The organism is Brachybacterium massiliense, from assembly GCF_900184245.1.
GTDB lineage: Bacteria > Actinomycetota > Actinomycetes > Actinomycetales > Dermabacteraceae > Brachybacterium > Brachybacterium massiliense.
Genome location: NZ_FXXB01000007.1, coordinates 361,163 through 373,931, shown reverse-complemented (window position 1 = coordinate 373,931; position 12,769 = coordinate 361,163). Strand labels below are relative to the sequence as shown.

Genomic DNA, 12,769 nt, shown 5'->3' with positions numbered 1-12,769 from the left:
ACTTCCTTCTTTCCTGTCGGGATGGGATGGGTGGAACGTCAGCGGTGCGCGGCGGGGGTGCCTTCGTCCTCGCGCACGAGGGAGAGCAGCAGCCCCTGCTCGGGGTTGATCAGCGGGGCGGCCAGGCCCGAGCGCTCGAGTACGGAGCCCGGGACCACCAGGCCGTCCTGCTCCGCGGCGCGGCGCCACCACGGCGGCAGCGACAGGCCCGTCGGCCCCTCGCCGAGCAGCAGCGGGCGCACGCGGTAGCGGGCCGCGGGATCCAGGCCCGGGAATCGCAGCCGATCGTGCTGGGACTGATCGGACCGGCCGACGGCGGCGAGGGTGAACAGGGCGCGCTCGCGCTGCGGGGAGACCACGCCGTGCAGCCACAGCACGCTGTCCCCGCGGTCGGCGCGCACCAGGTCACCGGTGAACAGCAGCTCCCGCTGCTCCTTGTACAGGGCGATCCATTCGCGCAGCTCGGCGAGCTCCGCCTCCGTGGCGCGGGCGAGGTCCCATTCGATGCCCAGGTGCCCGAACAGCGCGGACAGCGCCCGGAAGCCGAGGGTGTGCAGGCGGCCCGTGGTGTGCGAGCCGCCGGAGGCGATGTGGCTGCCCATCAGCTCGAGGGGGATCAGCTGCGCGGTCCAGCGGTTCATCTGCTGGCGGTCCAGCGGGTCGATGCAGTCCGAGACCCAGACCCGGTCGGTGTGCTCGAGCACGCCCAGATCCACGCGCGCCCCGCCCGAGGAGCAGGACTCGATCTCGAGCCCGGGGTGCGCCGCCTTCAGCTCGTCCATCAGGCGGTAGGTCGCCGCGGTCTGCTCGTGCACGGCCGCGCGGCCGGTGGCGCGGGTGGCGGATTCCAGCAGGTCACGGTTGTGGTCCCACTTGATGTAGCCGATCTCGGTGCTGCCGAGCACCGCGAGCATCTGGTCGCGCACCTGCGCATAGGCCTCGGGGATGGTCAGGTTCAGCACCTGCTGGCTGCGCGAGCGCAGCGGGAGCCGCTCGGGGCTCGGCGCCATGAGCCACTCGGGGTGGGCGCGGGCCGTCTCGGAGTCCTCGTTGACCATCTCCGGCTCGAACCAGAGCCCGAACTCCATCCCCAGGCCGCGCACGTGATCGACCAGCGGTGCCAGTCCCTCGGGCCACACCTCTGTCGAGACCACCCAGTCGCCGAGTCCGGAGGTGTCGTCCCGTCGGGAGCCGAACCAGCCGTCGTCGAGCACGAAGCGCTCCACGCCGAGGGCGGCCGCGCGGTCCGCGAGGTCCTTCAGGCGGGCGAGGTCGTGGTCGAAGTAGACCGCCTCCCACACGTTGAGCGTGACGGGCCGATCGGTGCTGACGTGGTGCGGGCGGGCCCGCAGGTGACGGTGGAAGCGGGAGGCCACCTCGTCCAGGCCCTCGCCGTAGGAGGCGAACAGCCACGGGCCGGTGTAGCGCTCGCCGGCGGCCAGGCGGAGCTCGCCGGGAAGCAGCAGCTCGCCGCCGCCGAGCACCCGTCGGCCGGTGTTGACCTGCTCGGCGAGGTGGCGATGGTTGCCGGAGAAGGCGGTGTGCACGCCCCACACCTCGCCGCGGCGGAAGCCGAAGCCGGCCGGGCCCGCGTGCAGCACGTGCGCGGAGTCCGCGCCGGTGCGGCCGCGGCGGTTCTCGCGCAGGTGCGCGCCGACGGTGAACTCGCGCCGCTGCGGGGTGCGCTCCTTGATCCAGCGGCCCGCGAAGTCCAGCAGCTCGTCCGCGTGGGCGGGGACCGGGACGGTGAGCGTCAGCTCTTCGAGCAGGTAGGGGGTGGCGCCGGTGTTGGTGAGTGCGGCGCGCTGGCGCAGCAGGCCCGTGGGGAGCAGCTCCAGCTCGAGGGAGACCTCGAGCCCGAGCTCGGCATCGACGAGCGCGAAGCGCAGCAGGCCCGGGCCGGACTCGGTGTGCGGGCCGGTCAGGGGCTGGCCATCCAGCGTGATGGCCTCGGTGACCAGGCGGGGTGACCAGCCGGAGCCGTCCTCGCGGGATCCGCTCAGGCCCGGGCGGCCCAGCCAGCCGTCGGCCGCCTGCGGGAGGATCGCCAGGCGCACCGGGACGTCCACCGCGTTCTGGACCACCGGATCGACCGCCGCCTCGCACACCGCGTCCAGCCCCTGGCCGCCGAGGGTGCCCAGCGCCGCGCCCCAGTGGGTGATCGCGGGGGAGCGGCCGTCGGTGACGTCCACGACCACCGAGACGCCGGCGGCGCGCAGATGGATCCGGTGCGTCGCACCCGGCCGGGGCGCGAGGACGGAGTGCGGGGCGGGGCTCTGCTGCGGCGACATCGGCGACCTCCAGGGCGGAAACGGGGTGCGGGGCGCGGCGTCGGTGCCACGACGTTATTTACACTATGAAATTAAACCGTGTCTCGTCAAGCGCCCCGGGCGAAGAGGATCCGGTGCGGAGCGCTACGCTGGCCCCCAACCCGACCAGGCCAGGAGCCCCCGAATGATCTTCACCCAGTCCTCCAAGCTGCGCGACGTGTGCTACGAGATCCGCGGGCCGGTCCCCGCGGAGGCCGCGCGCATGGAGGCAGAGGGCCACAAGATCCTCAAGCTCAACATCGGCAACCCCGCCCCCTTCGGCTTCGAGGCGCCCGACGAGATCCTGGTGGACATGATCCGGACCCTGCCCACCGCGCAGGGCTACTCGGACTCCAAGGGCATCGTCTCGGCCCGCCGCGCGGTCGCGCAGTATTACCAGACCAAGGGCATGCCCGGCATGGAGCTGGATGACATCTACCTCGGCAACGGGGTCTCCGAGCTCATCCAGATGACCTGCCAGGCGCTCGTGGACGACGGCGACGAGGTGCTCGTGCCGAGCCCCGACTACCCGCTGTGGACCGCCTCGGTGGCGCTCGCCGGAGGGCGTGCCGTCCACTACCGCTGCGACGAGGAACAGCAGTGGTGGCCCGACATCAGCGACATCGCCGACAAGGTCACCGAACGCACCAAGGCGATCGTGGTGATCAACCCCAACAACCCCACCGGCGCGGTCTATCCCGAGCACGTGCTGCGCGAGATCGTCGAGGTCGCGCGGAAGCACGGGCTGATGATCCTGGCCGACGAGATCTACGACAAGATCCTCTACGACGACGCCGTGCACACCCACATCGCGGGCCTCGCCCCCGATCTGCTCACCATCACCTTCAACGGCCTGTCCAAGGCGTACCGGGTGGCCGGATTCCGCGCCGGCTGGATGGCGCTGTACGGCCCGAAGGAGCACGCCGCGAGCTTCATCGAAGGGCTCGACGTGCTCTCGAACATGCGGCTGTGCCCCAATGTGCCCGCCCAGCACGTGGTCGCCACCGCGCTCGGGGGCTACCAGAGCGTGAACGAGCTGCTGCTGCCGGGCGGGCGGCTGCGCGAGCAGCGCGACGTCGCCTACGAGGGGCTCAGCGCCATCGACGGCGTGAGCGTCGTGAAGGCCTCCGGGGCGCTGTACATGTTCCCCCGCCTGGACCGCGAGATGTACGCGATCGAGAACGACGAGCAGTTCGCCTATGACCTGCTGCGCTCCAAGAAGCTGCTGGTCACGCAGGGGACGGGCTTCAACCTCGACACCCCGGACCACTTCCGCCTGGTGACCCTGCCCTCGGTCGACGTGATCGCCGACGCGGTGGACCGCATCGCCGACCACCTCATCTCGATCCGCCGCTGAGGCCCGCCCCGCGGGGCGGGGGCTCGGCTCAGGCGTGCGAGGGCTGGTTCACCGCGTCGCGGGAGACGCGCACCATCTCCTCGCGCTCGACCACCTTGATGCGGGCGCGGGGCTCGCCGTCGGCGTCCACCGCGGCGGCGCCGAGGGACTTCTCGTGCTCGTCCAGCGCCATCCAGCCGTCCCAGGTCGTGTATTCCACGCCCCGGTCCTCGAGCAGGCGCACGATCGCGTCGCCGTCCCGCTCGGGAGCGGCGGCGACGGCACCGGCCTCGAGGTCCTCGAGCAGGGCGGTGATGGTCTCGAGCGCGTCGGACTTGGTCGCGCCGATCAAGCCCACCGGGCCGCGCTTGATCCAGCCGTTGGCGTACAGGCCCGGGATCACGGACCCGTCGGCGGCGGTGACCCGGCCGGACTGGTTGGGGATCACGCCGCGCTTCGCGTCGTACGGGACCTCGGGCAGCTCGGAGCCGTGGTAGCCGACGGCCCGGTAGACCGCGCCGAGCTCGTAGTCCACGAACTCGCCGGTGCCCTCGAGGGTGCCCTCGGCATCCAGGCGGGTGCGCTCGAAGCGCATGCCTGTGACCTTGCCCCCCTCGCCGAGGATCTCGACGGGACGGTGCCAGAAGTGCATGTGCAGGCGGCGGGAGACGGGATTGCCCTCGCGGTCCGTCGGCTCCTCGCCGGCGGCCTCGCGACGCTGCTGCTCCTCGAGCCAGTTCACGAAGGTCTGGACGACCTGGTCGGTGCGCTTGTCCGCCTTGATGGCCTCCCACTCGGCCTCGGTGATCTGCTCGAGGTCGCGGGGATCCATCACGACCTGCAGGCCCTTGGGGTGGGCGAGCTCGCGCGCCTCGAGCGGCGAGAACTTCGTCTGGGCGGGGCCGCGGCGGCCGAAGACGTGCACGTCCGTCGTGCTCGCGGCCTGCAGGCCCTGGTGGACGTTCTCGGGGATCTCGGTGCGCAGCAGCTCGTCGGCGGACTTCGCGAGCACGCGCGCCACGTCGAGCGCGACGTTGCCGTTGCCGATCACGGCGACGGACTCGGCGTCCAGCTCCCAGGTGCGCGGGTAGTCCGGGTTGCCGTCGTACCAGGCCACGAAGTCGGCGGCGCCGTAGGAGCCCTCGAGCTCGACGCCGGGCACGGCGAGGTCGGCGTCCTTGAGGGCGCCGGTCGCGAAAATGACCGCGTCATAGTGCGCGCGCAGGTCCGCGAGGGTGAGGTCGGTGCCGAACTCGACATCGCCGAGGAAGCGGATGTCGCCCCGGCCCAGGATGCGGTGCAGTGCGGTGATGATGCCCTTGATGCGCGGATGATCGGGGGCGACTCCGTAGCGGATCAGCCCGAAGGGAGCGGGGAGGCGGTCGAACAGATCGATCGCGACCTCGAGCTCGCCGTTCTTCACCGGCGCGGAGCGCAGCAGGGTGTCAGCGGCGTAGACGCCGGCGGGGCCGGAGCCGATCACGGCCAGACGGAAGGGCTGCTGGGAGAAGGACATCTCACCTCGGTCTCGTGGCGCGGCGGCGCCGGGTCGGGATGCTGTCCGGAGCGGCGCGAGGGATCGCAGCCTGCTCCGCTCTGCACGGATTTCCGCACCACTCTATACGCGAAATTACCTCCCACCGGGGCTGATGTGAGCGGCATGACGTCGGGAATCGTGAAGATTCCGCGAGCATGTGGCGGCGCGCTCCCGCGCGGGGCGGGCAGCCCTTGCGACGCGCCCCGGGGCCGCGTCACGCCGCGGGATCGGGGCTGGTGCCCTCGGGCGGCTCGGGCACCACGCCCACGGAGACCGACAGGGTGCTGGTGGCCCCGGGCGGTCCCACCACGATGCCCTTCAGCGGGGGGACGTCCGAGTAGTCCCGGCCCCAGGCGGTGGTCACGAAGCGCTGGTCCACGAAGGTGCGGTTGGTGGGGTCGATGTCGACCCAGCCCGTGCCCGGCACGAGCACGCTGAGCCAGGCATGGGAGGCGGCCGAGCCGACCAGCTCGCCCGCCGGTGCCGTGCCGAGCGCTCCGGCGGCCGACGGGGCGGTGCGCAGGTACCCGGAGACATAGCGCGCGGCCAGGCCCGCGGCCCGCACCGCCGCCACCCCGACGTGGGAGAAGTCCTGGCACACCCCGTGGCGCGCGGAGAGCACCTCCTGCAGGGTGGAGGTGACCGTGGTGGCGCCCGAATCGTAGGTGAAGTCGCCGTGGATCAGGGCCGTGAGATCGGCCAGGCACTCACCGATCGCGCGGCCGGGACGGAACACCTCGGCCGAGATCTCTCGCGCCGCGGTGCCGGAGGGGATGCGCTGGGAGGGGTGGACGAAGTCGAGCCCGGAGTCCGGCAGCAGCGAGCCCCAGTGCTCGGGGGTGCACTGCTCCCAGGGGCGGGACATCGGCTCGATCGGGTAGCGGCGCTCGGCGACGCTCACCCGTGCGTGGGAGTGCACATCCAGCTGCTCGTGCAGCTCGTCCACCAGCAGGTACGTCGAGGAGTTCCCGTAGAAGTCGGTGTGGGCGGTGAGCCGGGCGGGCGCCGGATCCACCCTCACCTCATGGGAGAGGACCCGCTGGTGGGGCGTGGCCCGCGGCTCGACGTGGGCGCGTCCGTAGTTGCGGGAGACGGGCTTGGCGTACCGGTACGAGGTCAGGTGGTGGACCCGGTAGTGCACCGGCGCAGCGGCGTCGGCCTCGCTCTCGCGCAGCGGCAGCAGCGGGCGACGGCGCGTGGAATCGTGGCTGGTCTCAGACATCGTCGACCCCCCAGCGCGACGTGGACTCGGACGGGTGGAAGAAGCGGTTCTCGAGCGCGGTCGCGAGCTCGCGCAGCAGCGCGACCGCGGCCTCGACCTCGGTGAGCAGGGCGGTGGGCGCGGCACTCCCAGCGCTCGCAGCGCTCCCAGCACTCCCGGGGCTCCCGGTGCTGCCCTCGTGCTGCTCCGTCGGCCGCAGCAGCTCCTGCGGATCCCAGGCGCCGATCCGCGCACGCAGCGCGATCAGCGGGGCGCGCAGCTCGGGAGAGGGGGTCACCTCGGGCAGACGATCCAGCGCCGCCCCGAGCCGCTCGAGCTGGAAGGCGATCGAGCGCGGCAGGGTGGCGTCGTTCAGCAGCAGCTCGACCAGCAGCTCCGGCTGGACCGTCGCGTGGTAGGCCCGGCGGTAGGACGCCCCGGACTCGGTGATCAGCGCGAGCGCGGCGGCGATCCGCGACTCCGCCGAGCGGGTGCGGCGATGGCCCAGCGTCGCCCGCAGCAGCGCCAGCAGGCTCATCGTGCGCTCGATGCGCCGGCCCGCCTCGGTGAGATCCCAGCCCAGGTTCCGCGGCATCGAATCGGCCACGGCGCCGGAGAGGGTCAGGCAACCGTCCACCACATCGGTCAGGCCCTGCTCGAGCGGCCGGCCCTCCGGGCCCGTCAGGGCGCGCACGTCCTGACGCATCCGGGTGATCACCGGCCACACGTCATCGGAGATCAGGTCCCGCAGGGTGCGGGTGGTGTGGGCGAGGGCCGTGTAGGACTGGGCGAGCGAACCGGGCCTGCCCACATCTCCCAGCAGGCTCGCCAGCTCCGCCCGCACCGCGCCGCGGTCGCGCAGGTCGATCTGCGGGAACCCGGGATAGGTGGTGGTGATCTCGGTGATCGCCTCGAGCAGCACCGTCTCGGCGCTGCGGGCGGAGGGGCTGGGCTCGGCCTCGAGATCGTTGACGGTGTCCACCACGGTGCGCAGCAGCCGGGCGGTCGAGTCGACCCGCTCGAGGTAGCGGCCGAACCAGAACAGGTCCGAGCCGACGGACCGGGTCATCGCCGGGTACGCGGTGAGCACGCCGCGCGCGGAGGCGGCCGGGCGCCGCTCGGTGCTCTGCTCCTCCTCGGGCTCGTCGGCAGGGACCGCGGAGGTCTCCGGGACGCCCACCCACACGTCCTTGACGGCGGCGGGGCCGTCATCGGCGGTGGTGGCGATCCCGCCGGGCAGCACCTCGTAGCCGTCCTCGGTGCTCATCACCAGCAGCTGGATCCGCACCGGACGCTCCACGAGCTCCTCGCCGCCGTCCGGGTCCAGGCCCGGCCAGGTGCCCAGCTCGGCGCCGGCGGCGGCGGGCCGCAGCTGGAGATCCTCGTGCAGCAGCTGGCGGCACAGATCCGGCAGCGCGGAGAGCAGGTCCGGGTTCTCCAGCAGGCCCGCGCCCAGCGGGTTGAGGATCTCGGCGTCCCCGCAGCGCGCGGCCTCGACCAGCCCGGTCACGCCGCCCAGCGGCGTCGGCCCGAGATCCAGCGGATCCAGCAGCGCGGAGGGGACCAGGCGCAGCACCGCATCCACCGCGTCCCCCGGATCGGAGTCCAGCCCGGGCAGGCGCAGGGTGAGGGTGCCGGAGCCGGTGCGCAGATCGCCCACGGACACCACCGGGGCGCCCAGCAGGTTCGCCATCCAGCTGTGGTCGAAGCCCTGCAGCGCATCCTCGGTGTCGCTGGTCAGCACCACGGTGCGACCCGCCCGTCCCTCGGAGCGCAGACGCTGGTGGAGGGAGGTGCGGACGGTGTCGAAGAAGGGATGCAGACGCCGCAGCGGCGTGGAGCGGTAGAGCGTGGGCGCGCTGCGGGAGAGGACCCGGCGCAGCTCGAGCGCGGTGCCGGCCCCGTCGGGCACGTCCACCGAGTCCTCGAGCACCGTCCACGACCCGTCGGCGGTGCGGGCCACCGTGGTGGACAGGGAGAACAGGTGCCGGCCGCCGCGCGTGGGGATGCCGACGGCGGGCCGCAGATAGGCGGGATCCTGGAGCAGCTGCGCGACCGGGGCGACATCGGTGGCCAGCACCGTGCGGGGCCCGTAGAGGTCCGCGTACAGCGCATCCAGCAGGCGCATCCGCTGGATCAGCCCGGCGGCGAGCTCGGACCAGTCCTCGGCGTCCAGCACCAGCGGGACGGGGTCGATCTGGGGCACGGCGGCGGCGACGTCGCCGGCGAACATCATCGCCGCCGACGTCGCCGCGCGCCGTCGGCCCACGGGGCCGAGAGCGTCGAGCTCGTCGACCAAGGCCTGCGGGGGTGAGGAGATCACCGGTTCATCGTAGGGCCCGACCCCCGCCGCGTGCTCAGGAGGCGCTGACCACCGGACGGCCCTCGGAGGGCTGGACCACCACGAAGCCCGGGCCGTGGAAGCCCAGCTGGAAGGACTCGCCGGAGCCGCGCCCGATCAGGGAGCCCATCTTGAAGTCGTTCTTGATCTGCGGCTGGAGGTTCGCCGACCAGCACACCGCCGCCTGCGGATCCACGTAGGTGGGCTGCTGGGAGCAGTCCAGCAGCATCGGCGGGCCGTCCGAGGTCACTGCGACCATGCCCTGGCCCTGCAGGAACAGGTTGAACAGGCCGCCGGCCATGAAGCCTGCGCCGCCGAGGGACTTGATGTCCCACTGGATCGAGCTGTCGAAGGCGAGCATGTTCTTCGAGTTCAGGGTGAGGGCCTCGCCCTCGAGCTGGATCAGGAAGATCTCGTTGTTCTCGCGGGCGTAGAAGATCTCGCCGTGACCCTTGGTGCGCATCATGTTGGCGCCCTCGCCGGTGGCCATCTTCTTCAGCAGCTTCATGCCGCCGCCGGAGCCTTGATAGGAGAACTCCATCTGCCCCTGGTAGGCGACCATCGCGCCCGCGGCGGAGATGATCTCCGGGGACTGCGGGTTCAGGGCGCAGCGCAGCATCTTGCTGGACTGCAGCGCCCACCGGTCGTTGGTCTGGCGCTCCTGGTTGGAGGCATCGAACAGGTTCGAACGCATGGCGCTGGCCCTTCCCTCTGACATGGATGCGGGGCATCCGCGCTCCGCACTGCGACGCCCACCGCGCCGCAGGGTGATCGTCTCATGGCACGGGCCCGTGCGGCAGTCCGCATCCGGCATCCTCCGGCAACTGACTCGTTGCAGACTCGCTGCGGACTCGCCGCGTGCGCTCGCCGAGGACTCTCCGCGTGCGCTCGGCGTGGGAAGGCTGTGGGGGAGCGGTGAAGCGGAGGCGTCCAGGGGCGCGCGCCTCGTAGCATGGCGCCCATGGCCACCTCCCGCACCTCCCGCCGCGAATCCCGTGACCCGCGGCTGACGGCGCTCGCCGAGGAGTCCGGCTACGAGATCCTCGGGCGGATCGGCGCGGGCGGGATGGGCATCGTGTACCGCGCGCACGACGCCGACGGCAATGATGTGGCCATCAAGCTGCTGCGTCATGAGATCGCGGACGATCCGCGCGCCCGGGAGCGCCTGGCCCGAGAGGTCGCCGCGCAGAAGCTGGTGCGCAACGAGAACATCGTGCGGATCCTGGACGCGGAGCTCGACTCCTCGGACGCCTTCGTGGTCACCGAGTTCATCCCCGGGCCGACGCTCGATGACGCGGTGCGGGTCCACGGCGGGCTGCACCCCGAGGCGGTGCGCGAGATCGGCCTGGTGATGGGCCGGACCCTGCAGGCCATCCACGCCGCCGGGGTGATCCACCGCGACCTGAAGCCCAGCAACGTGATGCTGCGCGGCGCGGCCGAGGGGGACCTGGTGGGCTTCGACCCCGGCGGGGATCGCCTGGACCCGGTGATCATCGACTTCGGTATCGCGATCGCCGCCGAGGAGTCCCGCCTGACCTCGACCGGGCTGGTGATGGGCACCGCCGCATATCTCGATCCCGAGGTGATCCGCACCGACCACACCGGCGAGGCGGGGGACTGGTGGGCCTGGGCGGCGCTGCTCGCCTTCGCCGCGACCGGGCGCGAACCCTTCGGCAGCGGCCGGGCGGATCTCGTGTTCCTGCGCGCCGAGCGCGGGGAGATCGACGTCGAGGGCCTGCCCACCGAGCTCGCGGCCTGGCTGCGCTCCGCGCTGCGGTCCGTGCCCGAGCAGCGCCCCTCGGCCGAGGAGCTGCTGGGGCGCCTCGCCGAGCTCGACCTCACCGTCTACGACGATCCCGGCGAGACCGAGGTGCTCTCCACCGCACGCGGAGGAGAGCAGCACACCGCCGTGCTGCCGACGGCCCACGCAGCCGGCGGTGAGCAGAACCCGGAGGCCACGGCCCCGCACGCCCCCGCACAGGCGCCGACGGATCACTCGACGGCCGCGCAGGAGCCGCGCACCGAGCTGCTGCCCGCGTTGGGAGATGCCCCGGAGCAGCCCACCGAGGTGCTTCCGCGCATCACCACGCCGGCCGAGCCGGCGACCGAGGCTCTGCCCGTGACCGGCGAGCCCACCAGGGTGCTGCCCGTGGTGCCCCCGCCGCCGCAGCAGCAGCCCGCGCAGCACGCGCCCCTGCAGCAGGCCGCGCCCCCTCAGATGCCCTGGCAGCAGCAGCCTAGCACGCCCCGTTCCACCAGGCGCCGCCCCAGCAGATGCCGCCCGGCTACTCGGCCGGCGCCGTCGGCCCGGCAGGGGGCCCCAGCCCCTGGCCCGCTGCGCCCCCGCGCCGCCCGCTGCTGGTGTGGATCGGTCATCTGCTGATCGTGGCGCTCGCCGCGATCGCCCCCTACGTGTCCCTGGTGATGCTGCTGGGTCTCGGCGCCCTCGCCCGCACCTGGGAGCGGTCGCATCATGCCGTGGCCGCCCAGCGGATGCGCGGCGCCACCGGCTCCGGGCCGCAGTGGCGGGCAGGAATGGCGAGCCCCTTCCGCTTCCTGCTCGGGCTGCTCGAGATCGCGCTGCAGGCGCTGTTCCCGCTGGTCCTCGGACTGCTGATGGGCATCGCGCTCGATGCCGGATGGACCCTCCTGCAGGGCTCCCCGCCGCCCGACGCCGCGGCCTTCGGCACCGCGATGGCGGTGACCGTTCTGATCACCTGGGTGGGGCTGGGCAGCCGCACCACCCGCAACGGCGCGCACCGCATGCTGGACGCCGCCGCCCCGGACATGCTCTGGGGCGCGGTGGTGCTCGGCCTGCTCCTGCTGCTGCTCGGTGCCGTGGCGTTCACCCTGCTGGCCCGCGAGGGGATGGTGGACTACTTCCCCTTCCCCAGCGGCCCGCGCCTGGACGACATCGCCGTGTGGAGGCAGTGAGGACCGCCCCGGTCACCGGGGCGTGAGGTGCCCCATTCCCGGAGGCTCCGTCCCGACGCAGACGGTTAAACTCTCCACGATCCATCACCTACCGCAGTCCCCGAGCGGGGCGAGGAGAATCAATGGCCGCGTCCGGTTCGTCCCAGTCAGCGCAAGAGCGTCGCGAAGCGCAGCGAGAGCAGCTGCGCAAGCAGCGACAGGCGGAGCTCAAGCGTCAGCGCACCGTGCGCACCGTGGTGATCGCCGCGATCACCGTCGTCGCACTTGCGATCGTCGCCGGGGCAGGCGTGCTGATCTACCGCTCCATGCAGCCGGCCGGGCCCGTCGCGACGCCCGAGGGCATGAGCGCCGAGCAGCCCTACCTCTCCCTCGGCGCGCCCGAGGGCTCCGGCGCCCCGGTGGTGGAGATCCACCTCGACTTCATGTGCCCCCACTGCGGCAGCTTCGAGGAGATCAACGCCGAGGACCTCGCCACGATGGTCGAGAACGAGGAGGCGACCGTGCACATCGTGCCGCGCCGCTTCATGGACGCCCAGTCCACGTCCGGCGACTTCTCCTCCCGCGCCGCCAACGCCCTGGTCTCCGTCTACGCGGATGACCCGGCCAACGCCCTCGCCTTCCAGAAGCTGGTCTTCGCCAACCAGCCCGCCCAGGGCACCGAGGGTCTGAGCAACGAGCAGCTGTGGGCCTTCGCCCAGGAGGCCGGCGCCTCCGAGCAGGTCAAGGCGGACATCGACGCCAAGACCTACCAGCCGTGGGTCCGTCAGGTCTCCGATCCGCACGGTGAGGAGACCGGCGGCGGCACCCCGTACGTCGAGATCGACGGCACCACCTTCGAGGGCTGGAACACCCCGGGCGGCCTGCCTGAGGCGGTGCTCGCCGCGGGCGGCGGCCCGGCTCCGTCCGACGGCGGCGGCGAGGCGGCACCCTCCGATGGCGGCGAGGGCTGAGCACTCCGACGTCCTGGTGACGTCGGAGGCCGCTGAGTGCCTCTAGACTGCTCGGGACCGGCTGATGCGTCGGCCGGTCCCCCGCTGGAGTGGCGCAACGGTAGCGCACCTGTCTTGTAAACAGGTGGTTGCGGGTTCGATTCCCGTCTCCAGCTCGATGA

Annotated in this window: 9 protein-coding genes and 1 tRNA gene; 5 read left to right on the top strand and 5 right to left on the bottom strand. The window is 72.3% G+C overall.

The features are described 5' to 3' along the window. Positions 1–38: 38 nt before the first annotated feature. Positions 39–2,291 (bottom strand): alpha-galactosidase, encoded by a 2,253-nt coding sequence (locus BN4251_RS08405; protein WP_087484654.1) that lies wholly within the window; start codon positions 2,289–2,291, stop codon positions 39–41. 163 nt (positions 2,292–2,454) lie between these two features. Here BN4251_RS08405 and BN4251_RS08400 point away from each other — a divergent pair, with 163 nt between their 5' ends. Then, complete coding sequence (locus BN4251_RS08400; RefSeq protein WP_087484653.1) at positions 2,455–3,666, top strand: pyridoxal phosphate-dependent aminotransferase; 1,212 nt, start codon at positions 2,455–2,457, stop codon at positions 3,664–3,666. A 28-nt stretch (positions 3,667–3,694) separates the two neighbouring features. Here the strand turns inward: BN4251_RS08400 and BN4251_RS08395 are convergent, their stop codons facing one another. The 4 genes from BN4251_RS08395 to BN4251_RS08380 all read right to left on the bottom strand — a co-directional run bounded on the left by BN4251_RS08395 (position 3,695) and on the right by BN4251_RS08380 (position 9,418). Beyond that, positions 3,695–5,161 carry an FAD-dependent oxidoreductase gene (locus BN4251_RS08395; RefSeq protein ID WP_087484652.1) on the bottom strand — a complete coding sequence of 489 codons (1,467 nt, stop codon included), beginning with the start codon at positions 5,159–5,161 and terminating at the stop codon, positions 3,695–3,697. Positions 5,162–5,396: 235 nt separating this feature from the next. Further along, positions 5,397–6,404 carry a transglutaminase family protein gene (locus BN4251_RS08390; protein ID WP_087484651.1) on the bottom strand — a complete coding sequence of 336 codons (1,008 nt, stop codon included), beginning with the start codon at positions 6,402–6,404 and terminating at the stop codon, positions 5,397–5,399. Continuing rightward, the gene (locus tag BN4251_RS08385) at positions 6,397–8,706 is read right to left on the bottom strand and encodes a circularly permuted type 2 ATP-grasp protein (protein ID WP_170931893.1); all 2,310 of its coding nucleotides are present in this window, start codon (positions 8,704–8,706) and stop codon (positions 6,397–6,399) included. Before BN4251_RS08385 ends, BN4251_RS08390 begins: the two co-directional genes overlap by 8 nt. A gap of 34 nt (positions 8,707–8,740) precedes the next feature. After that, the gene (locus BN4251_RS08380) at positions 8,741–9,418 is read right to left on the bottom strand and encodes an AIM24 family protein (RefSeq protein WP_087484650.1); all 678 of its coding nucleotides are present in this window, start codon (positions 9,416–9,418) and stop codon (positions 8,741–8,743) included. A 267-nt stretch (positions 9,419–9,685) separates the two neighbouring features. Here BN4251_RS08380 and BN4251_RS08375 point away from each other — a divergent pair, with 267 nt between their 5' ends. From BN4251_RS08375 to BN4251_RS08365, 4 genes are all read left to right on the top strand, one after another. After that, entirely contained in the window at positions 9,686–11,107 is a 1,422-nt protein-coding gene (locus BN4251_RS08375; protein WP_245810259.1) for a serine/threonine-protein kinase, read from the top strand. After that, a complete protein-coding gene (locus BN4251_RS18685) occupies positions 11,086–11,658 on the top strand; it encodes a hypothetical protein (RefSeq protein ID WP_245810258.1) in 573 nt (190 codons plus the stop codon). Before BN4251_RS08375 ends, BN4251_RS18685 begins: the two co-directional genes overlap by 22 nt. Before the next feature lie 122 nt (positions 11,659–11,780). Then, positions 11,781–12,608, top strand: coding sequence for a DsbA family protein (locus tag BN4251_RS08370; protein WP_087484649.1), 828 nt, complete (start codon positions 11,781–11,783; stop codon positions 12,606–12,608). Positions 12,609–12,691: 83 nt separating this feature from the next. After that, positions 12,692–12,763: transfer RNA gene (locus BN4251_RS08365), tRNA-Thr, on the top strand. Positions 12,764–12,769: the final 6 nt, after the last annotated feature.

Excerpts from the sequence above, each read along its gene's own strand:
- BN4251_RS08405 (WP_087484654.1), bottom strand. The coding sequence starts at position 2,291 with ATGTCGCCGCAGCAGAGCCCCGCCCCGCACTCCGTCCTCGCGCCCCGG.
- BN4251_RS08400 (WP_087484653.1), top strand. The coding sequence starts at position 2,455 with ATGATCTTCACCCAGTCCTCCAAGCTGCGCGACGTGTGCTACGAGATC.
- BN4251_RS08395 (WP_087484652.1), bottom strand. The coding sequence starts at position 5,161 with ATGTCCTTCTCCCAGCAGCCCTTCCGTCTGGCCGTGATCGGCTCCGGC.
- BN4251_RS08390 (WP_087484651.1), bottom strand. The coding sequence starts at position 6,404 with ATGTCTGAGACCAGCCACGATTCCACGCGCCGTCGCCCGCTGCTGCCG.
- BN4251_RS08380 (WP_087484650.1), bottom strand. The coding sequence starts at position 9,418 with ATGCGTTCGAACCTGTTCGATGCCTCCAACCAGGAGCGCCAGACCAAC.
- BN4251_RS08375 (WP_245810259.1), top strand. The coding sequence starts at position 9,686 with ATGGCCACCTCCCGCACCTCCCGCCGCGAATCCCGTGACCCGCGGCTG.
- BN4251_RS08370 (WP_087484649.1), top strand. The coding sequence starts at position 11,781 with ATGGCCGCGTCCGGTTCGTCCCAGTCAGCGCAAGAGCGTCGCGAAGCG.